The sequence below is a fragment of the Nocardioides houyundeii genome, from assembly GCF_002865585.1.
GTDB lineage: Bacteria > Actinomycetota > Actinomycetes > Propionibacteriales > Nocardioidaceae > Nocardioides > Nocardioides houyundeii.
On record NZ_CP025581.1, the window covers coordinates 49,957 to 72,771 of the forward strand.

Annotated in this window: 20 protein-coding genes and 2 pseudogenes; 12 read left to right on the plus strand and 10 right to left on the minus strand. The window is 72.1% G+C overall.

Features of this window, described 5'->3' with window-relative positions; genetic code table 11:
- Window positions 1–8: 8 nt before the first annotated feature.
- The gene (locus C0R66_RS00270) at window positions 9–356 is read right to left on the minus strand and encodes a hypothetical protein (protein WP_101522987.1); all 348 of its coding nucleotides are present in this window, start codon (window positions 354–356) and stop codon (window positions 9–11) included.
- 10 nt (window positions 357–366) lie between these two features.
- On the minus strand, window positions 367–993 hold the full coding sequence (locus C0R66_RS00275; RefSeq protein ID WP_101522988.1) for an FMN-binding negative transcriptional regulator: 627 nt from the start codon (window positions 991–993) through the stop codon (window positions 367–369).
- A 29-nt stretch (window positions 994–1,022) separates the two neighbouring features.
- On the opposite strand from C0R66_RS00275, the gene C0R66_RS00280 reads away from it, so the two are divergent.
- Window positions 1,023–1,553, plus strand: a complete 531-nt coding sequence (locus tag C0R66_RS00280) for a metallophosphoesterase family protein (protein WP_101522989.1) — start codon at window positions 1,023–1,025, stop codon at window positions 1,551–1,553.
- On the opposite strand, the gene C0R66_RS00285 is transcribed toward C0R66_RS00280, so the two are convergent.
- Together C0R66_RS00285 and C0R66_RS00290 are read right to left on the minus strand one after the other, a co-directional pair.
- Entirely contained in the window at window positions 1,550–2,035 is a 486-nt protein-coding gene (locus tag C0R66_RS00285) for a GNAT family N-acetyltransferase (protein WP_158647799.1), read from the minus strand. The genes C0R66_RS00280 and C0R66_RS00285 overlap by 4 nt on opposite strands.
- Window positions 2,036–2,066: 31 nt before the next feature.
- Window positions 2,067–2,390 carry a GNAT family N-acetyltransferase gene (locus C0R66_RS00290; protein WP_101522991.1) on the minus strand — a complete coding sequence of 108 codons (324 nt, stop codon included), beginning with the start codon at window positions 2,388–2,390 and terminating at the stop codon, window positions 2,067–2,069.
- A gap of 53 nt (window positions 2,391–2,443) precedes the next feature.
- Between C0R66_RS00290 and C0R66_RS00295 the strand changes: the two genes are divergently transcribed.
- The gene (locus C0R66_RS00295) at window positions 2,444–3,823 is read left to right on the plus strand and encodes an NAD-dependent malic enzyme (protein ID WP_101522992.1); all 1,380 of its coding nucleotides are present in this window, start codon (window positions 2,444–2,446) and stop codon (window positions 3,821–3,823) included.
- Between the two features lie 19 nt (window positions 3,824–3,842).
- Here C0R66_RS00295 and C0R66_RS00300 read toward each other — a convergent pair whose 3' ends face one another.
- Window positions 3,843–6,002, minus strand: coding sequence for an MMPL family transporter (locus tag C0R66_RS00300; protein ID WP_101522993.1), 2,160 nt, complete (start codon window positions 6,000–6,002; stop codon window positions 3,843–3,845).
- Window positions 6,003–6,115: 113 nt separating this feature from the next.
- On the opposite strand from C0R66_RS00300, the gene C0R66_RS00305 reads away from it, so the two are divergent.
- Entirely contained in the window at window positions 6,116–6,625 is a 510-nt protein-coding gene (locus C0R66_RS00305; RefSeq protein ID WP_101522994.1) for a MarR family winged helix-turn-helix transcriptional regulator, read from the plus strand.
- Here C0R66_RS00305 and ppgK read toward each other — a convergent pair.
- On the minus strand, window positions 6,582–7,349 hold the full coding sequence (ppgK, locus tag C0R66_RS00310; protein ID WP_338418205.1) for a polyphosphate--glucose phosphotransferase: 768 nt from the start codon (window positions 7,347–7,349) through the stop codon (window positions 6,582–6,584). The genes C0R66_RS00305 and ppgK overlap by 44 nt on opposite strands.
- 54 nt (window positions 7,350–7,403) lie before the next feature.
- On the opposite strand from ppgK, the gene C0R66_RS00315 reads away from it, so the two are divergent.
- The 3 genes from C0R66_RS00315 (at window position 7,404) to C0R66_RS00325 (ending at window position 10,972) form a co-directional block, all read left to right on the plus strand.
- Window positions 7,404–8,792 (plus strand): MFS transporter, encoded by a 1,389-nt coding sequence (locus C0R66_RS00315; RefSeq protein WP_101522995.1) that lies wholly within the window; start codon window positions 7,404–7,406, stop codon window positions 8,790–8,792.
- Window positions 8,793–8,859: 67 nt separating this feature from the next.
- The gene (locus tag C0R66_RS19780; RefSeq protein ID WP_101522996.1) at window positions 8,860–10,365 is read left to right on the plus strand and encodes a fatty acid desaturase; all 1,506 of its coding nucleotides are present in this window, start codon (window positions 8,860–8,862) and stop codon (window positions 10,363–10,365) included.
- Window positions 10,366–10,375: 10 nt separating this feature from the next.
- The gene (locus tag C0R66_RS00325) at window positions 10,376–10,972 is read left to right on the plus strand and encodes a TetR/AcrR family transcriptional regulator (RefSeq protein WP_101522997.1); all 597 of its coding nucleotides are present in this window, start codon (window positions 10,376–10,378) and stop codon (window positions 10,970–10,972) included.
- A gap of 29 nt (window positions 10,973–11,001) precedes the next feature.
- On the opposite strand, the gene C0R66_RS00330 is transcribed toward C0R66_RS00325, so the two are convergent.
- From C0R66_RS00330 to C0R66_RS00345, 4 genes are all read right to left on the minus strand, one after another.
- Complete coding sequence (locus C0R66_RS00330; RefSeq protein ID WP_101522998.1) at window positions 11,002–11,133, minus strand: methionine/alanine import family NSS transporter small subunit; 132 nt, start codon at window positions 11,131–11,133, stop codon at window positions 11,002–11,004.
- On the minus strand, window positions 11,130–12,671 hold the full coding sequence (locus tag C0R66_RS00335; RefSeq protein WP_101522999.1) for a sodium-dependent transporter: 1,542 nt from the start codon (window positions 12,669–12,671) through the stop codon (window positions 11,130–11,132). Before C0R66_RS00335 ends, C0R66_RS00330 begins: the two co-directional genes overlap by 4 nt.
- Before the next feature lie 68 nt (window positions 12,672–12,739).
- Window positions 12,740–13,603: an SCO6745 family protein gene (locus tag C0R66_RS00340; protein WP_101523000.1), complete on the minus strand. Its 864-nt coding sequence runs from the start codon at window positions 13,601–13,603 to the stop codon at window positions 12,740–12,742.
- A gap of 8 nt (window positions 13,604–13,611) precedes the next feature.
- Window positions 13,612–14,025 (minus strand): nuclear transport factor 2 family protein, encoded by a 414-nt coding sequence (locus C0R66_RS00345; RefSeq protein ID WP_158647800.1) that lies wholly within the window; start codon window positions 14,023–14,025, stop codon window positions 13,612–13,614.
- Window positions 14,026–14,197: 172 nt separating this feature from the next.
- On the opposite strand from C0R66_RS00345, the gene C0R66_RS19785 reads away from it, so the two are divergent.
- The 6 genes and pseudogenes from C0R66_RS19785 (at window position 14,198) to C0R66_RS00380 (ending at window position 22,781) form a co-directional block, all read left to right on the plus strand.
- Window positions 14,198–15,433 carry a M15 family metallopeptidase gene (locus C0R66_RS19785; protein WP_101523002.1) on the plus strand — a complete coding sequence of 412 codons (1,236 nt, stop codon included), beginning with the start codon at window positions 14,198–14,200 and terminating at the stop codon, window positions 15,431–15,433.
- Between the two features lie 246 nt (window positions 15,434–15,679).
- Window positions 15,680–16,485, plus strand: a pseudogene (locus tag C0R66_RS00355) (NADPH:quinone oxidoreductase family protein).
- A gap of 137 nt (window positions 16,486–16,622) precedes the next feature.
- The gene (locus C0R66_RS00365; RefSeq protein ID WP_158647801.1) at window positions 16,623–18,605 is read left to right on the plus strand and encodes a hypothetical protein; all 1,983 of its coding nucleotides are present in this window, start codon (window positions 16,623–16,625) and stop codon (window positions 18,603–18,605) included.
- 97 nt (window positions 18,606–18,702) lie between these two features.
- A pseudogene (locus C0R66_RS00370) lies at window positions 18,703–20,624 on the plus strand (M13 family metallopeptidase).
- A gap of 13 nt (window positions 20,625–20,637) precedes the next feature.
- Window positions 20,638–22,335, plus strand: a complete 1,698-nt coding sequence (locus C0R66_RS00375) for a GMC oxidoreductase (RefSeq protein ID WP_101523005.1) — start codon at window positions 20,638–20,640, stop codon at window positions 22,333–22,335.
- On the plus strand, window positions 22,332–22,781 hold the full coding sequence (locus C0R66_RS00380) for a hypothetical protein (RefSeq protein WP_101523006.1): 450 nt from the start codon (window positions 22,332–22,334) through the stop codon (window positions 22,779–22,781). The genes C0R66_RS00375 and C0R66_RS00380 overlap by 4 nt, the downstream gene beginning before the upstream one ends.
- The last annotated feature ends 34 nt before the right edge of the window (window positions 22,782–22,815 follow it).

A 22,815-nucleotide genomic window follows, 5' to 3' on the forward strand; every position in this document is an offset into this window, starting at 1 on the left:
CCACCGCCTCAGCGCGCCAGACCGACGCCCGTCCAGGCCTCGTCCCCACTCACGTCCGCGATGACGTCGAGCCACCCCGGGACGGGGCCTGGCGGCGTCTCGGCGTCGTCGATCTCGGCCAGCAGCGTGCCGTCCTCGAGCTCGTCGACCGCCACCACCACACCGTCGCGGGACACCAGGTGCCGCCGCTTGCGCACGACCGTGCCGTCGGCCGCACGCACCTCCCGGAGCCGCATCCGGGTCCCGGTGACATACCTGTCCTCGATCTCCCGCACGCTGGTCACCGGGCCGGGGAGCGTCCTGACCAGGTAGCGGCGCTCCCGCTCGATGACGGCGTACTTCCGCGAGACGGGCATGACCCGGAGGCTAGCTGCGCCGCAGGTCCTCACGCATCTGCGCAGCCAGCGCCCGACCGGTCAGGCCCGGCTCCCCCTCCAGCCCCGCCACCACCCCGGCGCGGTCCGCCTCGGACCGGTTCTGGCTGCGCTTGGCCTTGGCCTCGACGGTCTCGATCTCCAGCTCCACGCCCACGATCGCCTTGAGCTGCTGGGCGATGTACGACTCCGGGGCGTCGCCCACCTGCCACGGGTCGGCGCGGTGCTCCTCGTGCCGGACGGTGAGATCGGTGACCGCGGCACGGAGCCAGTCGGGGTCGCGGTGCACGGTGGCGCGGCCGCGGAAGTGGATCGCGGAGTAGTTCCAGGTGGGCACCACCCGGCCGTGCTCGGCCTTGGTGGCATACCAGCTGGGGGAGACGTACCCCTCCGGCCCGGTCACCACGGCGAGGGCCGGGCTCCCCGGCTCGATCGTGCGCCAGTGGGGGTTGGCGAACGCCAGGTGGAAGACCAGCCGGTCGCCGGACCAGATGACGGGCAGCCGGGTGGCCTGCGGGAGGCCGTCGGCGTCGACCGTGATGAGCTCGGCGGACCCCACCGCCTCCACCAGTGGGCGCAGCTCGGCCTCGGGCATGACGTTGAACCGGGGGACGTACACGGGACTGATCCTTCCTGTTGACTGGACCCATGGCGACCCAGCTGCTCCTGTTGGCGGACACCCACCTGCCCAGACGCGCCCGTGACCTGCCCGAGCAGGTGTGGCACGAGGTGGAGAGCGCTGACGTGGTGATCCACGCCGGCGACTGGGTCTGCGAGGAGCTGCTCGACGAGCTGGAGAGCCGCTCGCGGCGACTGGTGGGCGTGTGGGGCAACAACGACCACGGCGCGCTCCGCGAGCGCCTGCCCGAGGTGGCGCGCGCGGAGATCGAGGGCATCCGGCTCGGTGTGGTGCACGAGACGGGCGACGCCAAGGGGCGCGAGGAGCGCTGCAGTGCCCGCTACCCCGACCTCGACGTGCTGGTCTTCGGGCACAGCCACATCCCCTGGGACACCACCACCGCGACCGGCCTGCGGCTGCTCAACCCGGGCTCGCCCACGGACCGGCGGCGCCAGCCGTTCTGCACCTACCTGAGCGCCACCGCGGACGCGGGCGAGCTGCGGGACCTGACCCTGCACACCCTTCCCCCGCGCGGCACCGGCGACGCTGCGGCGCGCTAGTCGCGGGGGTCGGTGCGCAGGATGCTGTAGAGGTAGCCGTCGCGGAACGCCCCGTCCCGCCACTGGGCGCCCCGGACCACGCCCTCGGCGGCGAACCCGGCCTTGGCCAGCGAACGCTGCTCGGCGATGTTCTCCACGTCCGTGTGCGCCTCGACCCGGTTGACGTTCGTGTGCCGGAAGAAGAGGTCGACCAGGGCCGCCTGGGCCTGCGTGCCGACGCCCCGACCGCGCGCCTCGGGGCGCAGCCACACCCCGATCATCGGGTTGTGGGAGCCCGCGTTGGGTCCCCAGTGCACGTAGTGCCAGCTGAGGTCGCCGAGCACCGACCCGTCGTCGTCCACGATCACCAGGCCGCCGGAGCCGTCCAGGTCGCTCCCCGGCACCTCGCGGCGCTGCTTCGGGCCCCAGTCGTCGTACGGCGAGTCGCCGCCGGGCAGCAGCGGGAGGTCGTCAGCGGTGTACGGGCGGAGCGAGATCGGCACCCCGGCACCGTATCCGCTCGGCGAGCCGGGATCAGGCGAGGTTGAACTCCGCGCGCCGGTCCACCGGCACCAGGTCGACGTACTCGGGGTTGCGGGCGATGTACTTGGCGTAGAACCCGCAGTGCGGCAGCACCTCAAGACCGCGCTCGCGGGACTCGTCCAGCGAGCGGGCCGCCAGCTCCTGGGCCAGGCCCTTGCCGCTGAACTTCTCGAACACCTCGGTGTGGGTGAAGTCGATGACCCCGTCACCCAGCTCGTACTCGGCGAACCCGGCCAGCTCGCCGTCGGTGTGGATCTCGTAGCGGGAGTCGTCGGTGTTGTCGGTGACCTGGGCATCCTGGGTGGCGTCGCTCATGCCCACACCGTAGTGACTTGCTGGTAACCACGATCGGGGTGGAAGGTCGGCCCATGGCCGCCACCGCTTCGTCGTACTCGATCACCATGCGCCTGCACACCGCGCCGGACCACGGAGTGGTCGGCACAGTCGCCACCACCATCTCCCAGCACAACGGAATCGTCACCGGGATCGACGTGGCCGAGTCCCGCCATGACCGCCTGGTGGTGGACGTGACCTGCTCGGCGGCCGACGAGCCCCACTCCCGCGAGCTCGCGGCCGCGGTGGGCGCCATCGACGGCGTCGAGGTGCACAAGGTCAGCGACCGCACCTTCCTGCTGCACCTCGGCGGCAAGATCGAGGTCACCAGCAAGGTGCCGCTGCGCAGCCGGGACGACCTGTCGATGGCCTACACCCCGGGGGTGGGCCGGGTGAGCTCCGCGATCGCCAACAACCCCGAGGACGTCTGGAGCCTGACGGTCAAGGGCAACTCGGTGGCCGTGGTCACCGACGGCTCGGCGGTGCTGGGGCTGGGAAACATCGGGCCGGGGGCGGCGCTGCCGGTGATGGAGGGCAAGGCGGCGCTGTTCAAGAAGTTCGCCGACATCGACGCCTGGCCGATCTGCCTGGCCAGCCAGGACACCGAGGAGATCGTCCGCGCGGTCGAGATGATCGCGCCCGGCTTCGGCGGCATCAACCTCGAGGACATCGCCGCGCCGCGCTGCTTCGAGATCGAGGCCCGGCTGCGGGAGTCCCTCGACATCCCGGTCTTCCACGACGACCAGCACGGCACCGCGATCGTGGTGCTGGCCGCGCTGACCAACGCCCTGCGGGTGGTCGGCAAGACGCTGCCCGAGGCCCGGATCGTGGTCGCCGGCGGCGGCGCGGCCGGTACGGCGATCGTCACGCTGCTGCTCGCCGACGGTGCCTCAGACGTGGTGGTGTGGGACCGGGTGGGCTGCCTGCGCGGCGACGACGAGTCGCTCCCTCCGGCCATGGCCTCGCTCGCCCGGCGTACCAACCCGCGCGGCGTCAAGGGTGACCTCCGCACCGCGCTCGCCGGTGCCGACGTCTTCGTCGGGGTCAGCGGACCCGGCGTGCTCCAGGCCGAGTGGATCCAGGAGATGGCCCCCGACCCGGTCGTGTTCGCCCTGGCCAACCCGGACCCGGAGATCGACCCCGCCGAGGCCGACCGGTACGCCGCCGTGGTGGCCAGCGGCCGCTCGGACTATCCCAACCAGATCAACAACGTGCTGGCCTTCCCGGGCGTCTTCCGGGGACTGCTCGACGCCCGGGCCGCGGAGATCACCACCGAGATGCTGTTGCGGGCGGCACACGCCATCGCCGAGGTCGTCACCGACGAGGAGCTGAACCCCAACTTCATCATCCCCACGGTCTTCCACCCCGACGTGCCGAAGGCGGTCGCGCGGGCGATCCAGGGCCTGGAGGCGTGAGGCCGCCGCGGCGCTGACCTCAGCTGCGGCGCCGGTCCACCTTGCGCGGCCACCAGAACGTGTCGCCGAGCGTCAGCGCGAGCGCCGGCACCAGCACGGTCCGCACCACCAGGGTGTCGAGCAGCACGCCGACGAAGATGATCGCGCCGAGCTGGGCCAGCACCACCAGCGGCAGCACACCGAGGACGGCGAAGACCGCGGCGAGCAGGATGCCGGCGCTGGTGATCACGCCGCCGGTGGCGGTCAGGGCGCGCAGCATGCCCTCCTTGGTGCCGTGCTCGGCCGCCTCCTCCCTGGCCCGGGTGACCAGGAAGATGTTGTAGTCCACACCGAGCGCCACCAGGAACAGGAACGCCAGCAGCGGTACGCCGACGTCCATCGCGGCGAACCCGAAGACGCCGGTGAAGATCCACCACGAGGTGCCCATCGCGGCGGCGTAGGTGCCCACGACGGTGGCGACCAGGAGGATCGGGGCGACCAGCGAGCGCAGCAGCAGGAGCAGCGCCCCCAGCACCAGCAGCAGGATCACGGGCAGGATCACCCAGCGGTCCTGCACCGAGGCCTCGGACTCGTCCAGCGCCTCTGCGTCCCCGCCGCCGACGTAGGTGTCGTCGAAGTCCGCCACGGCGTCGCGCACCTCGGCCACGGTCTCCTTGGCGTCGTCGCTGCCGGGCGCGGACTCCAGCACGGCGTCGATCTGCGCGATCCCATCGCCCTCGGTGGTGACCCGGGCCGAGGCAATGCCGTCGACCTGCTCGACCGTGCTCAGCACGTCGTCCGCGGAGTCGCGGGTGAGCACCTGCACCGGGTCGGTGGTGCCGGCCGGGAAGGACTCGCCCAGCCGGTCCGCGGCGCTGATCGCCTCCGGGGTCTCCAGGAACTGGTCGGAGGGGCGGAGCCCGGTGTTGATCTGGAACAGCCCGATCATCATCACGCCGAGCAGCAGCACGGTGCCGACGACGAACGCCTGCGGGCGGCGGGCCACGCGGTCGCCGACCTTGCGCCAGAACGAGTGCCCCTCGACGATCGGGGCCTCGCCGTTGTGCGGCACCCGCGGCCAGAAGATCCACCGGCCGAAGACGACCAGGGCCGCGGGCAGCACCACCATCACGAACGACGCCGCGATGGCGATGCCGATGGCGCACGCCAGGCCCAGGCCGCGGGTGGTCGGGAACGCCGAGAGCAGCAGGGTCATCAGGCCCAGGAAGACGGTGGTGGCGCTGGCGAAGACGGCCTCGGCGGTGCGGGTCAGCGCGCGCGCCATCGCCTCGTTGCGGGACTCGTGGGTCCTGAGCTCGTCGCGGTAGCGGGAGATCAGCAGCAACGCGTAGTTGGTGCCGGCGCCGAAGACCAGCACGCTCAGGATCCCCACCGTGGACTCGTCCCAGGTGACGTAGTCGATCCGCTGCAGCACCTGGGTGGCGACGATGGCCGAGAGCCGGTCGGCCAGCCCCACCACGGTGAGCGGGATGAGCCAGAGCACGGGGCTGCGGTAGGTCGCGATGAGCAGGATGGCGACCACCGAGGCGGTGGCGAGCAGCAGTCGCAGGTTGGCGCCGTCGAAGACCGCCGCGACGTCGGCCTGGATGCCGGCCGGGCCGGTGACCTGCACCTTGACCCCGTCGGGGACGTCGGCCTCGAGCGTCTCGCGGAGCTCGGTCACCAGGTCGGCGGTGTCGGAGGCGGTCTTGGACAGCACCGGCACCACCGAGTACGCCGCGGTGCCGTCGTCGGCGACCATCAGCGGGCCCTGGGAGCCGCCCATCCCCTCCGGCGGGCCCTGCTCGCCACCGGAGTCGGGACCGGGCCTGCCGCCTGAGGGGGGACCTGACTCACCACCGGGCTGTCCGCCCTCGGCGTACTCGGCGAGCAGCTCGCCGGCCTGCTTGCCGATCGCGCCCAGCTGCGCCTCGGTGAGCTTCCCCTCCTCGGCGGTCCAGAGCACGATCGCCACGGAGGAGTCCTCCTCCGGCAGCTGCGACTGCAGGGCCACGGCGCTGGTGCTGTCGAAGTCGTCGGGCAGCGAGTCGGTCGAGGAGGCGTTGCGCTCGCCCTCAGGCACGAAGCCGAGCAGCATGCCGGCCAGGAGGATCGGTACGAGTGCCACCAGCCAGGCCGTACGGCGGGCGCTGATGAACTGGGCCACGCGGCTGGCGCCGGGCACCTTCGTCGTACTCATGGGCTTCTCCGAGGCTCGAGAGGTAGAATAGGTTGTGATCTTAATTACTAAGCAACTTAAGCATATAGTGGGAGTCAACAGCTCCGCGGTGCCGGCAGGGAGAGGTGGGGGTCATGGCAGAGGGTGCTGAGGAGTCATTCGACGCCGCACGTGCTCCCGGATGGGACCAGACCGGCAGCCTTCTCGCCCTGCGTCAGGTGCTGGCCGAGTCGGCCCGGATGGGCAACGTCGTCGCGCGGCGGGCAGGCCTGAGCCACCGGGAGCTCACGGCGCTGGAGCACCTGAGCCGCGAGCCGCTGGGGCCGGCCGAGCTGGCGCGCCGCCTGGACGTCACCACGGCCGCGGCCACCGGGATCGTGGACCGGCTAGCCGAGCGGGGGCACGTGGAGCGCCACGCCCACGCCGAGGACCGCAGGCGCACCGAGGTGCGCGTCACCGACTCGGGCCGGGGCGAGGCCGTGGGCCACCTGATGCCGATGTTCGTCGCGCTGGACCGGCTGGACCGGAGCTTCAGCGCCGACGAGCGCGCGGTCGTGGAGCGCTACCTGCGCGGCGTGCTCGAGGCCTTCGACGCCGTGATCACGGCCGACCGGCCCGGCTCGCCACCAGGGCCGCCCCGATGATGCCGGCCTTGTTGCGCAGCGCCGCCGGCACGATCTCGGTCTCGATCTCGATCAGCGGCAGGAAGTGCTCCGCGGACTTGCTGACCCCGCCCCCGACGACGATGAGCTCGGGGGAGAAGAGCCGCTCCAGCGTCCGGTAGTAGGTGGTGAGTCGCTGGGCCCAGTCGGCCCAGGAGAGCTCCTCGCGCTCGCGGACGCTGTTGGCGGCGTGCCGCTCGGCCACCTTGCCGGCGATCTCGAGGTGGCCCAGCTCGGAGTTGGGCACCAGCACCCCGTCATGCACCAGCGCCGAGCCGATCCCGGTGCCCAGGGTGGTGACGATGACCAGCCCGCGCCGGCCCTTCGCCGCGCCGTACTCGACCTCGGCGAGGCCGGCCGCGTCGGCGTCGTTGACCACGTGCACCTCGCGCTGCAGGGCCTCGGTGAAGACCTCGTCGGCGTCCGTGCCGATCCAGGAGGAGTCGATGTTGGCCGCCGACCAGACCACGCCGTGCTTGACCACGCCCGGGACGGTGACCCCGACCGCGGCGGTGGAGCTCGGGAAGCCGGAGACCAGCTGGCGGAAGACCGCCGAGACCGTCTCCGGGTTCGCCGGGCGGGGGTGTCGATCTTCGCCTTCGGCCCGGCGAAGGTGCCGGTAGCCAGGTCGACGGGCGCGCCCTTGATGCCGGTGCCGCCGAAGTCGATGCCGAAGGGATGCTCCATGAGCGCCATGAGACCACATCCAGCGCGCTGGTGACCTACTGCTGGCGCCCGCGCGAGCCCCTAGGGTCGATCCATGGGCTCGCAGAAGGTCGCATGGGGCACGGCTCCCGGGCGTGGCGTGATCGCCGCGGCAACGCTCGGGTCCGGGATGATCCTGCTGGACGGCTCGGTGGTCAACGTGGCGCTGCCCCGCCTGGGCCGGGACCTCGGGGCGAGCCTGGCGCAGCTGCAGTGGATCACCAACGGCTACCTGCTCTCCCTCGCCGGGCTGATCCTGATCGGCGGCTCCCTCGGCGACCGGTTCGGGCGCCGCCGGGTCTTCGTCGTCGGCACCGTCTGGTTCGCGCTGGCCTCGCTGCTGTGCGGGCTGGCGCCCAACGCGGAGGTGCTGATCGCGGCCCGGGTGCTGCAGGGGGTGGGCGGGGCGCTGCTCACCCCGGGCAGCCTGGCAATGATCCAGGGCGCCTTCGTCCCCGAGGACCGGGCGCGCGCGATCGGCGCCTGGTCCGGGCTGGGCGGGGTGGCGAGCGCGGCCGGCCCGCTGGTCGGCGGGTTGCTGATCGACCACGTGTCCTGGCGCTGGATCTTCCTGGTCAACCTGCCGCTGGCCGTGGTCACGGTGCTGCTGGCGCAGCGCTGGGTCCCCGAGACCCGGGACCCGCGCGCCGTCGGCCGGTTCGACGTACCGGGGGCGGTGCTGGCCTCGCTCGCGCTGGCCGGGGTGACCTACGCGCTGATCGAGTGGGGCAGCACGGAGGCGGCGTGGGCGGGCGTCGTGGGAGCGGTGGCGGTGGTGGCCTTCCTGGCACGGGAGCACCGCACCGCGGAGCCGATGGTGCCGCTGGGGCTCTTCGGGGACCGGACGTTCTCCGCGGCCAACGCGATGACCTTCCTGGTCTACGCGGCGCTCGGTGCGGTGCTCTTCTTCCTGGTCATCCAGCTCCAGACCGTGTCGGGGTACGGCGCCCTCCAGGCCGGGCTCGCCACCTTGCCGATCACCGTCTGCATGCTCTTCCTGGCCGCCCGCGGGGGCGCGCTGGGGGCTCGGATCGGGCCCCGCATCCCGATGACCGTCGGCCCGCTGGTGATGGCCGGCGGGTCGCTGCTGCTGCTCGGCGCGGGGGAGGACCTCAACTACTGGACCCAGGTGCTGCCCGGGTTGGTCGTCTTCGGCCTCGGGCTGTCGCTGATGGTGGCTCCGCTGACCGCCACGGTGCTGGCCGCCGCACCGGACGACAGCGCCGGGGTGGCCAGCGGGATCAACAACGCGGTGGCCCGTGCCGGCACGCTGCTCGCGGTGGCGGCGCTGCCGATGGCGGTCGGCCTGACCGGCGACCAGTACGCCGACCCGGTCGCCTTCGACGCGGCGTACGGCGAGGCGGTGGTCGTCTGCGCGGTCCTGCTCGCCCTGGGCGGCGTCGTCTCCTGGCTCACCATTCCGCGCCAGCCCGGTCGAATGTGACCCTTGCCACATGGCTTTACAAACCCTATGGTTTTGTAAACCACCTCGGCTGCGCACAGGAGATCTGATGACCCCGGACCGGATCCCGAACAGCACCGTGACCCCGGACTCCACCACGGGGTGGCAGGACCGCAAGCGTCGGCTGTGGCTGATCGGTCTGGTGGTGCCGTCCCTGGCCTTCGTCGGCTACGCCATGTACGCCCTGACCCACTGGGGGATCTGGCTGTGGCTGGGGCCCATCGTGATCCTGGTGATCGTGCCCGCCATCGACCTGATGGCCGGGCTCGACCGCTCCAACCCGCCCGACGACGTGATCGAGGCGCTGGAGGCCGACCGCTACTACCGGTGGATCACCTACCTCTTCCTGCCCCTGCAGTACGTCGGCTTCATCAGCGCGATGTACATGCTGATGCGCGGCGACCCGCTCGGCTGGGCGCCCGAGCTGGGGCCGGTCGACAAGATCGCGCTGGCCATCTCCATCGGGTGCATCGGCGGGATCGGCATCAACACCGCCCACGAGCTGGGCCACAAGAAGGAGTCGCACGAGCGCTGGCTCTCCAAGATCGCGCTGGCCCAGGTCGCCTACGGCCACTTCTACATCGAGCACAACCGCGGGCACCACGTCCGGGTGGCGACGCCTGCGGACCCGGCGAGCAGCCGGCTGGGGGAGAGCTTCTACGAGTTCTGGCCGCGCACGGTGCTGGGTTCGCTGCGCTCGGCGTGGCGGCTGGAGAAGCGGCGCTACGCGCGTCGCAGCCAGAGCCCCTGGCGGATCGGCAACGACGTGCTGAACGCCTGGCTGATGACCGCGGTGCTGTGGGCAGGGCTGATGCTGTGGCTCGGGGTCGGCCTGCTGCCCTACCTGGTGCTCCAGGCCCTGGTGGGGCTGAGCCTCCTGGAGGTCGTCAACTACATGGAGCACTACGGGATGCTGCGGCAGAAGGTCGGCGTGGGGGAGCGGGAGCGTTACGAGCGCGTCGACCCCAGCCACAGCTGGAACTCCAACAACATCGCCACCAACGTGCTGCTCTACCACCTGCAGCGGCACAGCGACCACCACGCCAACCCGACCCGGCGCTACCAGGCGCTGCGGGACTTCGAGGAGTCCCCGGTGCTGCCCACCGGGTACGCCGGGATGATCCTGCTGGCGGCGTTCCCGCCCGTGTGGCGCCGGGTGATGGACCCCCGGGTGCTGGCCCACTTCCACGGTGACGTGACCCGGGCCAACGTGAGCCCGCGGCACCGCGAGGCCTACCTGCGCCGATACGCCGTACCGGCAGATGGTCCGGCCTGCGGGGATCTGGGGCGCACGGACCTCGCGGGGAGCGGCGACGGCGAGCACACCGCAGAGGTGCTCGCCGCTCGCTGCCCCGGGTGCGGCTACACCTACGAGGTGGCGGCCGGCGACGAGCACGAGGGGTTCGCGGCCGGTACGGCCTGGGCCGACGTGCCCGAGACCTGGAGCTGCCCGGACTGCGGGGTCCGGGACAAGGTCGACTTCGTGCCGGTGGACCCGGCGGAGCCGGTGTCGAGCAGCGTGCCGGTCCCCAGGCGTTTTCCCCGCGGTTCCTAGACTCACCCGGGTGACCTCCCCGGCGGCAGCTCCGACGCTCCAGCAGCGCCTGGTGGCGACCGCCGTCGACCTGACCACCGCCCACGGCTGGTCGCACGTGACCATGGCCCGGCTCGCCCGCGAGGTCGGGGTGAGCCGCCAGACGGTCTATGACCAGATCGGGACCAAGCAGGAGCTGGCCGAGGCGGTGATCGCCACCGAGCTGGCCCGCTTCCTGGACGCCGTCACCCGCGCCTTCGACCGCTCGCCCGGCGACCTGGTCGCCGCCGTCGAGGGCGCCTGCCACGACGTGCTGGTGCTGGCCCAGGACAACGCCCTGCTACGGGCCATCGCCTCGGCCACCCACGGCACCGACACCGAGCTGCTGCCGCTGCTCACCACGCACTCCGCGACGCTGCTGCAGACCGCCCAGGCAGTGGTGGCCGAACGCGTCGCCGAGTACGACGTCCCGCTCGACCCGGCGCGCCTCGCGGCGGGCATCGAGGTGATCGTGCGCGTGGTGCTCAGCCACGTGATGCAGCCCTCCGGCACGCCGGCGCAGACCGCGGCCGACCTGAGCTGGATCGCCGGCCGGGTGCTGGCCACCGGTGAGGGCCCCCGGTCCTGAGCCGCGGGCTGCCCTGGCCTGGCCGCGGCTCAGAGGTCGCGGTGCAGCTCATCGAGGCGAGGCACGTCCGGGCTTCGCGTGAGGCGCACGATCGCCACCGCCAGCCCGCCCCACAGGATCACCATCGCCAGCACCATCAGCACGATCGCCTCGACGTTCATGCCTGGACCTCCTCGTCGTCGGTGACATCCATGGGTGTGTCCTTGCGCCAGGGCAGCCGGGCCGCGACGAAGCCGAAGACGATCACCAACCCGGCGGCGCCCCACCCGAAGACTCCGAGCATCCAGCCCGGGTAGTCCTCGTACCTCGTCCTGACGTCGTTCCACAGCCCGTCGAGCAGCACGTAGGTCAGCGCCAGCGGCGCGACCACCGAGACCAGGATCCGCCACAGGGCGCCCAGCCGGAAGGAGCCGTTGCGGTTGAGGTGGTTCTGCAGCAGCGGCAGCACCTTGAGCACCCAGGCGAGCACCACCATCGAGACCACCGCGACCAGCAGGATGCCGAACTGGTTGATGAAGTGGTCGAGGATGTCCAGCACGTGCAGCCCGCTGGTGCTGGAGAAGAGCAGCACGCTCAGGACGGCCGCCGGGATGCTGACCAGCGCGGCCGCCTGGGCGCGGCCCAGCTCGAACTTGTCGCGCACCGCCGAGATGACCACCTCGATCACCGAGACCAGCGACGTCAGCCCGGCGATGACCAGCGAGGCGAAGAAGCAGACGCCGATGAAGGCTCCCCAGGGCGCCTCACTGATGATCGCCGGGAACCCGATGAAGGCCAGCCCCACGCCGCTCTGGGCGACCTCGTCCACCGCGACGCCCTCGGCCTGCGCCATGAAGCCCAGGGCGGCGAAGACGCCGATGCCGGCGAGCAGCTCGAAGCCGGAGTTGGCGAAGCCCACCACCAGACCGGATCCGGTCATGTCGGTGTCGCGGTGCACGTAGGAGGAGTAGGTGATCATGATGCCGAAGCCGATGGAGAGGGAGAAGAAGATCTGGCCGAAGGCTGCTCCCCACACCCCCGGCTCGGCCAGGGCGCCCCAGTCGGGGGTGAACAGTGCGTCCAGGCCGTCGGCGGCACCGGGCAGGAAGAGCGACCGGACCACCAGCGCCCCGAAGGTGATGACGAGCAGCGGGATGAAGACCACCGAGACGGCCCCGATCCCCTTCTGCACGCCGGCGACCATGACCACGACGACCGCGGCCCACACGATGAGCAGCGGGACCAGCACGCCGGGAACGATCTCGGCGGTCACACCGGGGTCGCTGACCTGCAGGAACTCGCCGGTGAAGAAGCCCGCGGCGTCGTCCCCCCAGGCCTCGGTGACCGAGAAGAGGGTGTAGCGCAGCGCCCAGGCGATGACCGCGGCGTAGTAGATGGCGATCATGAAGCAGATGCCGACCTGCCACCAGCCCAGTCCCTCGGTGCCGCGCCGCAGCCGCGCGAACGACAGCGGCGCCGATCCGCGGAAGCGGTGACCCAGCGCGTAGTCGAGGAAGAGGAACGGGATTCCCGCGGTGAGCAGCGCGATCAGGTAGGGGATCATGAAGGCGCCGCCGCCGTTGTCGTAGGCGACGTAGGGGAAGCGCCAGATGTTGCCCAGTCCGACGGCCGAGCCGATCGCCGCGAGGATGAAGACCCTGCGGGACGAGAACGACCCTCGGCGCTCGGCCTCCTGGGCGTGCGTCTCCTGCTGAGTCATGGCGCCTCCCGAAGATGTGACGTGGACGACTCGTCGGATGCTAGCGCTCCGCCGGGACGGTGTCCTGCTCAGACGGGCTCCGGCTCACGCCACAGCTGCTCGCGCAGCCGCCACGGCTGGGCCTCACCGGCGTCCAGGATCATCCGGGCGAACGGGGTCATGGTGGCCAGGACCGTTGCCTGCTCCGCCTCGCTGAGCACGCGCAGCGGCGCCGCGGCCAGCCGGTCCGTGGTCCGCTCCAGCGACGACTTGAGCTCGGTGCCCTGCGCGGTCGCGTGGTCCTCGTCGACGACCAGGCCGCGCGCGACCAGCCGGTCGACCGCGGCCTGCCAGGCGGCGTCGTCCCACCCGGTGTGCCGGTGCAGCATCTCCGCCGGCATGTAGCCGTCGGCACAGGCCAGCACGTGGCACTCGACGGGGTCGATGCCCATGGCCGTGGTGGTCGCCCAGTGCGCGTCGCCGCGGTGCTCGCGCAGCACCGTGCAGGCCAACCAGAGCTGCAGGTGCGGCGCGTCGGGCCACTCCACGGCCAGGTGGGCGGCGGCCATCGGGTGCCCGCCGAGGTCGCACGCCTCCGCCGCCCGCCTGACCAGCCCCGCCACCTCGGCGGTCTCGGCCAGGTGGTCCCCCAGCACCCGGCGCAGCGTGGCGTCGGCTGCCTCGAGCCGCGCGGCGAGGATGTCCTCAGGCTCCGCGCGCTGCCAGACCTCCGGGACCGCCCTGGCGACGTACGCCGGGGCGAAGCCGAAGGTCAGGGCGGCCGCGACCTCGGCCGACACCGGTCCCAGGGCGCACAGCCGGGCGCCGAAGTACTGCAGCTCGGGCCGGTCGAGGCCGAGAGCGCTCATCCGCTCCACGCCCTCCGCGGAGCGGTAGGAGAGCTGGTGGTACGGCTCCATCATCCGCCACAGCTGGCGGGGGTGGGTGCTCACGGCGGGCTTCAGGAGAGCTCGGCGAGCAGGACGGACATCTTCGCGGTGTCCTTGTAGAAGACGTCGATCTCGCTGATCCGGCCGTCCCTGACGGAGTAGAGCTCCACCATGGGCATCCGCACCGTGCGGCCCGACCGCTTGGAGGTGAAGACCCCGGTCATCGTCACCAGCACCCGGTCGCCGGCCTGCACCGCGTCCCAGTCCTCGATCCCCAGCTCCGCGAGCTCGCCGATCTTCGCCTTGATCGCGTGGAACCCGGCGACACCGCGGTAGGTCCCCGGGTAGGGCAGGTTCTCCGGCTCGTGGATCGCCAGCTCGGGGTGGAAGACCTGCTCGATGCGAGGCTGGTCGTCCGCGTGGACCGCGGCGAGCAGCTCGTCGACGACGTCCTTGGGGTTCTGCGACACGGGAATCTGGGACACGGGGTGCCTCGCTCTTCGTCGGTGACCCGACACGGCGTCGGGTCCGTCACCGTATGAGGCAGGTCACACACTGTCAACCATCCGTTTGCTTGATAAGCGGCACGTGGATGCCCTGCCAGATGGCCCGGGGGGAGTGTGCCCGCGGCTCCTAGGCTGTTGCTGGGAGGTCACTATGGACCGCAGTGCCGGGGCAGCCATCGCGCTGGTGCTGGCGTGCGCGGCCTCCGGCTGTCGCGGGGGTACGACGGCCGGTCCAGTCGCCCCCTCGGTCGCCTCTCCCACGGCCTCCCCCTCCAGCACGCCGTCCGGCACCGGCTCGAGCACGCCGTCCGGCACCGGGTCCGCCGCCCTGGACGTCCGCGACCCCGAGCACGCGGTGGCCCCGCCCGGCCCGCTGACCGGCGACCTGCTCCCCGCCGACCTGCTGGTCCACAGCCTCGAACCGCTGGACGCGGACCTGGTGGCGGCTGTGGGCAAGCTCGAGGGCGTGGCCCACGTGGAGCCCATCGCGCTGGCCCAAGTGGGCATCCAGGACCGGGTGGTCAACGTTGCCGCGGTGGACGCGGCGGCGTACCGGCGGTTCACCACCCCCGGCAGCGCCGGCCTTCAGGAGGCCTGGGACCGGGTGGCCGGCGGCGAGGTGGCGGTCGTCCCCGCCCTCGGACGTCGGCTGCGCGACGAGGAGGGCTACCTGCGGCTGGGCAACGACCGGGACGCCGCCCGGGTGCACGTGGGGGCGCTCACCGCCCAGGTGCCGCAGGTCGACGCGGTGGTGAACACCGCCTGGGGCACCGAGCTCGGGATGCGGCCCGGCAACGCGCTGCTGATCTCGGTGGACCGGCTGGTGGCCCCGCAGCGGGTCAGACCCGCGATCACCCGCCTGGTCGGCCGCGACGTGTCGGTGCAGGTCCTCGGCCCGGACCTCGACGTGTCCGCGGTGCAGACGGCGGTGCTGACCGGCGGCTCGGTGGCCCAGGCGGTGGGCTCGTTCTCCTACCGGGTCGGCACCGCGGGACGGATCGTGCCGCAGCAGGAGTGGGTGGCCGGGCATATTCGCACCGAGGCCGTGCCGATCCTGGGGGCGGTCACCTGCCACGCGGTGATGCTCCCGCAGCTCAGGGCCGCGCTGGCGGAGGTGGCGGCCTCGGGACTGTCGCAGGAGATCGACCCCGACCAGTATGCCGGCTGCTACCACCCGCGGTTCATCGCCGGCTCCACCCAGCTCTCCCTGCACGCCTTCGGCATCGCGGTCGACCTCAACGTCCCCGGCAACCAGCGCGGCACCGTGGGCGAGATGGACCCCCGGGTGGTCGCCATCTTCGAGAGGTGGGGGTTCGCCTGGGGCGGACGCTGGTCGTGGACCGACCCGATGCACTTCGAGATGGACCGGCTCGTCGAGGTCAGGTGAGCGGATCGGGCGCGCCGCACATGATGGCTGTGCGCTGCGACAGTCACCGTCGGGGGACGCCTCCGCCTAAGGTGACGCCCATGCGCGCAGTCCAGGTCGTCAGCCCCACGGGTCCCTCCGGCGTCGAGCTCCGTGAGGTGCCCGAGCCCACCGCCGGCCCGGGGAGGTGCTCGTCGAGGTGCACAGCGTCGGGATCTCGTTCCCCGACCTGCTGCTCGCCAAGGGGAGTACCAGCTCAAGCCCGAGGTGCCGTTCACCCTCGGGGTCGACTTCGCCGGCAGCGTCGCCGCCCTCGGTGAGGGCGTCGAGGGGTTCGCCGTCGGTCAGCGGGTCGCCGGCGTGCTGCCGCACGGTGGTGCCGCCGAGCTGGTGGCGGTGCCGGCGGCGTTCACCTTCGCGCTGCCCGAGGGCACGACGTACGACGAGGGCGCGGCGTTGCCGATGAACTACCTCACCGCCCAGTTCGCCCTGGACGAGCGGGGTGGCCTCAAGCCCGGCGAGACCGTGCTGGTGCACGGCGCCGCGGGCGGCGTCGGCACCGCCACCATCCAGGTCGCCAAGGGGATGGGGGCGCGGGTGATCGCCGTGGTCTCCACCGAGGAGAAGGCGAAGGTCGCCCGGGACGCCGGCGCCGACGAGGCGGTGCTGCTGGCCGAGTTCAAGGACGAGGTGAAGCGGCTCACCGACGGCCGCGGGGTCGACGTGGTCCTCGACGTGGTGGGCGGCGACGCGTTCACCGACTCGCTGCGGCTGCTCGCCCCCAGGGCCGGCTGCTGGTGGTCGGCTTCGCGTCCGGCCAGGGCATTCCCGAGGTCAAGGTCAACCGGCTGCTGCTCAACAACGTCGACGTCCGCGGCGTCGGCTGGGGCGCCTACGCGATGGTGCGTCCGGACTTCATACAGCAGCAGTGGCGGGCGCTGGTGCCGATGCTGGAGTCGGGGGTGGTGCGGCCGCCGATCGGGACGACGTACGACGTGGGCTCCTTCGCGCAGGCGCTGACCGACATGGACGAGCGCCGCACCCTGGGCAAGTCGGTCGTCCGGCTGCGCTGACGCGTCGTACCTCACGCTCCCGACGCCGCCGTTCAGCCGTGCCGCGGCCCGCGGCACGCCTAGGGTCTGACCATGCTGGAACTGCGCCGGGTGCTGAGCGCCGCCCTCGTCTCGGCGGTGGTACTGGCGAGCACCTCGTGCATGTCCGAGCCGGAGAACCCCAGCACCTCCTGGGGGCGAAGCCGGTGCGGATCGGCGGCCTCAGCGTGCTCGCGGAGTCCGACCGCGACGGCTTCCGGCTGCACACCTCCTCGGGGGACAAGGGCTTCCTGCCCGGCGTCAACCTGGGCTCCACGCTGCCGACGCTGCAGCCGGGCGAGGTGGGGCAGATCCCGGCCGAGCACTACCGCAGGTGGATCTCCCAGATGGGCGACCTGGGCATCCGGGTGGTCCGGGTCTACACCCTGCTGCCGCCCGGGTTCTACGCCGAGCTCGCGGCCTACAACGAGGAGCACCCGGTCTCCCCGATCTACCTGGTGCAGGGCGCCTACCTGCCCAACGAGGAGTACGTCGACCCCGGACGCAGCCTCTACGACGCCGAGATCGACGACTCGTTCTCCGCCGAGATCCGTGACCTGTCCGCCGCCGTGCACGGCGACCTGGTCCGCGAGGAGGCCCCCGGTCGGGCCTGGGGCACCTACGACGTGGACGTGTCGGCGTGGGTGGCGTCGTGGATCATCGGGGTGGAGTGGGACGGCGCCGCGGTGCAGCGCACCAACCGCCGCTCGGCGGACGCGCCGTACTCCCCGGGGAAGTTCTTCGCCGCCACCGACGCCGCGACGCCGACCGAGCGGTGGATCGCCAAGCACATGGACGAGATCGCCACGCTGGAGGCGGAGCGCGGCGTCTCGGTCCCGGTCGCGATGGCCAACTGGCCGACCGCCGACCCGCTCGAGCACCCCTCGGAGCCGCTGCACCGCGAGGACCTGCCCGGGGTCGACGCCAACCACGTCCTGCCCACCGCGGCGTGGCCCGGCGGCACCTTCGCCAGCTTCCACGCCTACCCCTACTACCCGGACTTCCAGCGCTACCAGGACGGTCTCGACGAGACGCTCTGGGCGGGCGAGCCGGACCGCTACGCGGGGTACCTGAAGAGCCTGAAGGAGCACTTCGCCGACACCATGCCGCTGCTGGTCACCGAGTACGGCGTCCCGGCGTCGCTGGGCAGTGCGCACATCGGCACCAACGGTCGCGACCAGGGCGGGCACTCCGAGCCCGAGGCGATGGAGATGAACGCCGAGATGATGCGGATGATGGAGGACCTCGGGCTCGGCGGGGCGTTCGTCTTCGTGTGGGCCGACGAGTGGTTCAAGCGGACCTGGAACACCATGGAGCACCAGGTCGGGGAGCGGCGCCAGCTCTGGCACGACCCGCTGACCAACGAGCAGTGGTTCGGGCTGGTGGCCACGGACCCGGCCCCGCTGGTGGACGCCGCCGTGGAGGAGCTGCCCGAGGACCTCCCCGCCGACGGCGCCTACGAGTACCTCTACACCTGGGCGGACGCGTCCTGGGTGCACCTCGACATCAAGTTCCGCGACGAGCTGCCCGAGCGGCTGGTCCTCGACGCCGACGTGGTGCCCGGCGCCAAGCGTGCCGACTACCGGGTGAGCGTGGACCGGGTCGCCGGCGCGGCGCGCCTGGAGGTACGCCGCGCGCTGGACCCGATCCGGCTGGACACCCCGATGCGGCCCTACGTCGAGGACATGGACGCCCCGTGGCACCTCTACCGGCTGATCACCAACCAGTCGTACGAGAAGCCGGCGCCGCACCCGGCGGAGTACCAGGACGTGGGCGAGCTGGTGGAGGGCATCTGGGACCCGAAGAGTCCCGACTACGTCTCGACCTCGACCTGGCAGGTCAACCAGGAGCACCGCACCATCTCGCTGCGCATCCCGTGGTCGATGCTCGGTTTCGCGGACCCGTCCTCGCGCATCGCGCTCGGCGAGGGCGAGCCGGCCGAGCTGGTGGAGGTCGACGGCATCACCTTCCGCTTCGACGCCGACGGTGGGAGGCACGAGCAGGCCTTCACCTGGCCCAGCTGGAACCGCGCCGACTACACCGAGCGGCCCAAGCAGGGCATCGAGGTGCTGGAGCAGGCGTTCCGCGAGCTCGCGCCGTAGGTCAGCCCGTGGCGGGAAGCACGTTCACCCTGCCGCACTGACGGTGCCACCGCCTAGGGTGGACGGCGTGACGATTCTCGATGACGCCCGCGAGGGCATGGACCCCGACACCCGGCCGCAGGACGACCTCTTCGGCTACGTCAACGGCACCTGGCTGGAGGTCACGGAGATCCCCAGTGACCGCAGCAGCTGGGGACCCTTCGTGTCCCTGGCCGACACGGCCGAGCAGCAGGTGCACGCGATCATCGAGGAGCTGGCCGCTGGCAGCGCCCTCGACGAAGCCGCCGACGCCGAGGACGCCCGCAAGATCGCGGCGCTCTACTCCTCCTTCATGGACACCGACGCCATCGCCGCCCGCGGTACCGCCCGATCGAGCCGCTGCTGGCCGAGATCGAGGCGGTGAGCGACGTGCGCGAGCTGTCGGCCTTCCTGGGCGGCTTCGAGCGCCAGGGCGGCAGCGGCGCGTTCGGATCCTACGTCGACACCGACGCCAAGAAGTCCGACCGCTACCTCCTCAACATCACCCAGGGCGGCCTGGGCCTGCCCGACGAGAGCTACTACCGCGAGGAGAAGTTCGCCGACATCCGGTCGGCGTACCTGGCCTACCTGACCCGGCTCTTCGAGCTCGCCGGTCGCAGTGACGCCGCCGACTCCGCCGCCGCCGTGCTGGCACTGGAGACCCGGCTCGCCGCGGGTCACTGGGAGCGCGCCGAGACCCGCGACGTGCAGAAGACCTACAACCTGGTGAGCCGCTCCGAGCTCGAGGCCCTGGCCCCGGCCTTCGACTTCGACGCCTGGATCACCGCGCTCGGCGGCAGCGACGAGACGATCGCCGAGGCCTGCGTCCGCCAGCCGTCGTACCTGGAGCACCTCTCGGGCCTGCTGACGGAGATCCCGGCCGAGCAGTGGCGCCCCTGGCTGCTGGCCAAGGTGCTGCGCAGCTCCGCGGCGTACCTCACCGACGACTTCGTCGAGACCAACTTCGACTTCTACGGCCGCACCCTCAACGGCACGCCCGAGCTGCGCGAGCGGTGGAAGCGCGGCGTCGCGTTCGTCGAGGGCGCGATCGGGGAGGCCGTGGGCCGGGAGTACGTCGCCCGGCACTTCCCGCCGCGGTCCAAGGAGCTGATGGACGACCTGGTGGCCAACCTGCTCGAGGCCTACCGCCAGTCCATCGCCGAGCTCGACTGGATGACCGAGGAGACCAAGCAGCGGGCCTACGACAAGCTCGCCACCTTCCGGCCCAAGATCGGCTACCCGGAGAAGTTCCGCGACTACTCCGCGCTGCACGTCGACGCCGGCGACCTGATGGGCAACGTGCGCGCCTCGGCCGCCTACGAGACCGACCGCGAGCTGAACAAGATCGGCAGTCCGGTGGACCGCGACGAGTGGTTCATGCTGCCCCAGACCGTCAACGCCTACTACAACCCCGGCACCAACGAGATCTGCTTCCCCGCCGGCATCCTGCAGAAGCCGTTCTTCTCCCCCGACGCCGACCCGGCGGAGAACTACGGCGGCATCGGCGCGGTGATCGGCCACGAGATCGGTCACGGCTTCGACGACCAGGGCGCCCAGTACGACGGGGAGGGCAACCTCAACGACTGGTGGACCGCCGACGACAAGGCCGCCTTCGAGGTCAAGTCCAAGGCCCTGATCCAGCAGTACGACGGGTTCTCCCCGCGCGCCCTGCCCGGGGAGTTCGTCAACGGCTCCCTCACCGTCGGTGAGAACATCGGCGACCTCGGCGGGCTGACCATCGGGCACAAGGCCTTCCTGATCGCCACGCACGGCCAGGCCACGCCCGAGCAGCGCAAGAAGGTCTTCCTCAACTGGGCCTACTGCTGGCGCACCAAGCGGCGCAAGGAGCAGGAGCAGCAGTACCTCACGATCGACCCGCACTCCCCGCCGGAGTTCCGGGCCAACATCGTGCGCAACCTCGACGAGTTCCACGAGGTCTTCGGCACCACCGAGGGCGACGGCCTGTGGCTCGAACCGGAGGACCGCGTCCGGATCTGGTGACTAGGGTGCGCGTGTGACGGTCCCTGCGCGCGACGCCCCCGCCGACCCCCCTCCCGACGCCGCCTTCGACGCCGACGTCGTCGTGGTGGGCAGCGGCTTCGGCGGGGCGGTCAGCGCGCTGCGGCTCACCGAGGCCGGGCACCGGGTGGTGCTCCTGGAGAAGGGGGCGCGGCAGGACGACGCCGACCTGCTCCGCGCCCGCCGGGACCCGCGCGCCTACCTGTCGCTGCCCGGCCTGGGCCTGCACGGCTTCTTCTGGCAGCGGATCTTCCGGCACGTCGCGGTGATCGGCGGCACCGGCGTCGGCGGCGGGTCCATCGTGTGGGCGGGGGTGCTGCTGGAGCCGGGCGAGGACTTCTACGCCGCCGAGGGGCTGGCGCGGCTCGGGCCCGACTGGCGTGCGGAGCTGGCGCCGTACCTGCAGCGGGCCGCCGGGATGCTGGGCCGGGTGGTCAGCCCGCACCGCGGGCCGATGGACGAGCACCTGCTCTCCGCGGCCCGGGCGGTCGGTGCGGAGTCGACGTACGGTCCGGTGCCGCTGGCCATCCACTTCGGCCGGGAGGGCGTCACCGAGCCCGACCCGTTCTTCGGCGGTGAGGGCCCCGAGCGCACCGGCTGCCGGCTGTGCGGGGAGTGCCTGCTGGGCTGCCCGTACGGCGCCAAGAACCAGCTCACCCGCAACTACCTGCACCTCGCGGAGCGGTACGGCGCCGAGATCCGTCCCGAGCACGAGGTGACCGAGATCCGGCCGCTGCCCGGCGGTGGTTACCAGGTGCGCACCCGGCATCCGCGCGGCCGGGGACCCGGCCAGGTGGTGCGCGCGCAGCGGGTGGTGCTGGCCGCCGGAGTGCTCGGCACCCTGGACCTGCTCTTCCGCTGCCGCGACGAGCTGGGCTCGCTGCCGCAGGTCTCCAGCCAGCTCGGCGCGCACGTGCGCACCAACAGCGAGGCGCTGACCGCGGTGCTCCAGCCGCCCGGCCAGGACCTCTCCCGCGGGCCGACCATCACCAGCGACTTCCATCCCGACGCTCATACCCACGTGACGCAGAACCGGTACGTCGGCGGCTGGCACATGCGGCTCCAGCTCGGGCCGATGGTGGACGGGCTGCGACCCGGCCGCCGCGCGCTGCGCACCCTGGCCCGGCTCGCGTCCGGGCCGCTGGCCCAGCTGCGGGTCTCGCTGGCGCGGGGCTTCGAGCGCCGGTTGACCGTGCTCACCACCATGCAGCACGTCGACAACGAGCTCGCCCTCGAGCTGCGCCGATCGCCGCTTCGCCCCTGGCGCCGGGTGCTGAGGTCGCGGGTCACCCGCGGGGACCGGGCGCCCAGCCACCTGCCGGTGGCCAACCGGGTGACCGCGGCGTTCGCGGAGGCCTCCGGGGGTCGCCCGCTCAACCTGCTCGGGGAGACCCTGGGCGGGCTCTCGGTGACCGCGCACGTGCTGGGTGGTGCGGTGATGGGCCGCACCGCCGCCGAGGGGGTGGTGGACGCCGACCACGAGGTCTTCGGTCACCCCGGGCTCTACGTCGCGGACGCCAGCGTGATCCCGGCCAACCTGGGCGTGAACCCGTCGCTGACCATCACCGCGCTGGCCGAGCGGTTCGCAGCCCGGTTCCCGGCCCCGGTCGACGTATCGTCGGGTTCCGCCCGGACCGTGCGCGAGCCGATCACGGCCCGCCCCGTGGCAACCTCGTCGATGGAGACCCTGTGAGCCCCAACATCGTGTCCCTGCGCCGCGAGTGGTCCACCCTGATGGCGCCCGCTCCGACCGACCTGGTCGGCGACCTGCAGGCTTCGTTCGTGGCGCCGCTCAAGCACGTCGCGCCGGCCGGGCTGGGCCTGATCGGCCTGCCGCGCTGGCACGGCAAGAGGTTCCACCTCGAGGGCGAGCGCCTGGTCGGGGTGAACCTGCTGCGGGCCGAGCGCCCCGGCGAGCTGCGCGAGACTCTGCCGATGACGGCGATGCTGTCCGCGTCCTGGGCCGACGGGCTGCCGGCCGTTGCCGTCTCCTACGCCGCTGACGCGCCGCGCCCCTGGCGCTGGGTCCGCGACGAGCTGCGGGTCCGCCCGGACGGCTCCTACCTCGGGATGACCTTCGTCGGGCTGCCGGGGCTGAAGGCCCTCGGCGGTACGCCGTTCCTGCTGCGCCGCGGGTGAGCGACCGCTCCCGGCGCCCCGATCCGCCGGAGTC

Excerpts from the sequence above, each read along its gene's own strand:
- C0R66_RS00270 (WP_101522987.1), bottom strand. The coding sequence starts at position 356 with ATGCCCGTCTCGCGGAAGTACGCCGTCATCGAGCGGGAGCGCCGCTAC.
- C0R66_RS00280 (WP_101522989.1), top strand. The coding sequence starts at position 1,023 with ATGGCGACCCAGCTGCTCCTGTTGGCGGACACCCACCTGCCCAGACGC.
- C0R66_RS00290 (WP_101522991.1), bottom strand. The coding sequence starts at position 2,390 with ATGAGCGACGCCACCCAGGATGCCCAGGTCACCGACAACACCGACGAC.
- C0R66_RS00295 (WP_101522992.1), top strand. The coding sequence starts at position 2,444 with ATGGCCGCCACCGCTTCGTCGTACTCGATCACCATGCGCCTGCACACC.
- C0R66_RS00300 (WP_101522993.1), bottom strand. The coding sequence starts at position 6,002 with ATGAGTACGACGAAGGTGCCCGGCGCCAGCCGCGTGGCCCAGTTCATC.
- C0R66_RS00305 (WP_101522994.1), top strand. The coding sequence starts at position 6,116 with ATGGCAGAGGGTGCTGAGGAGTCATTCGACGCCGCACGTGCTCCCGGA.
- ppgK (WP_338418205.1), bottom strand. The coding sequence starts at position 7,349 with ATGTGGTCTCATGGCGCTCATGGAGCATCCCTTCGGCATCGACTTCGG.
- C0R66_RS00315 (WP_101522995.1), top strand. The coding sequence starts at position 7,404 with ATGGGCTCGCAGAAGGTCGCATGGGGCACGGCTCCCGGGCGTGGCGTG.
- C0R66_RS19780 (WP_101522996.1), top strand. The coding sequence starts at position 8,860 with ATGACCCCGGACCGGATCCCGAACAGCACCGTGACCCCGGACTCCACC.
- C0R66_RS00330 (WP_101522998.1), bottom strand. The coding sequence starts at position 11,133 with ATGAACGTCGAGGCGATCGTGCTGATGGTGCTGGCGATGGTGATCCTG.
- C0R66_RS00335 (WP_101522999.1), bottom strand. The coding sequence starts at position 12,671 with ATGACTCAGCAGGAGACGCACGCCCAGGAGGCCGAGCGCCGAGGGTCG.
- C0R66_RS19785 (WP_101523002.1), top strand. The coding sequence starts at position 14,198 with ATGGACCGCAGTGCCGGGGCAGCCATCGCGCTGGTGCTGGCGTGCGCG.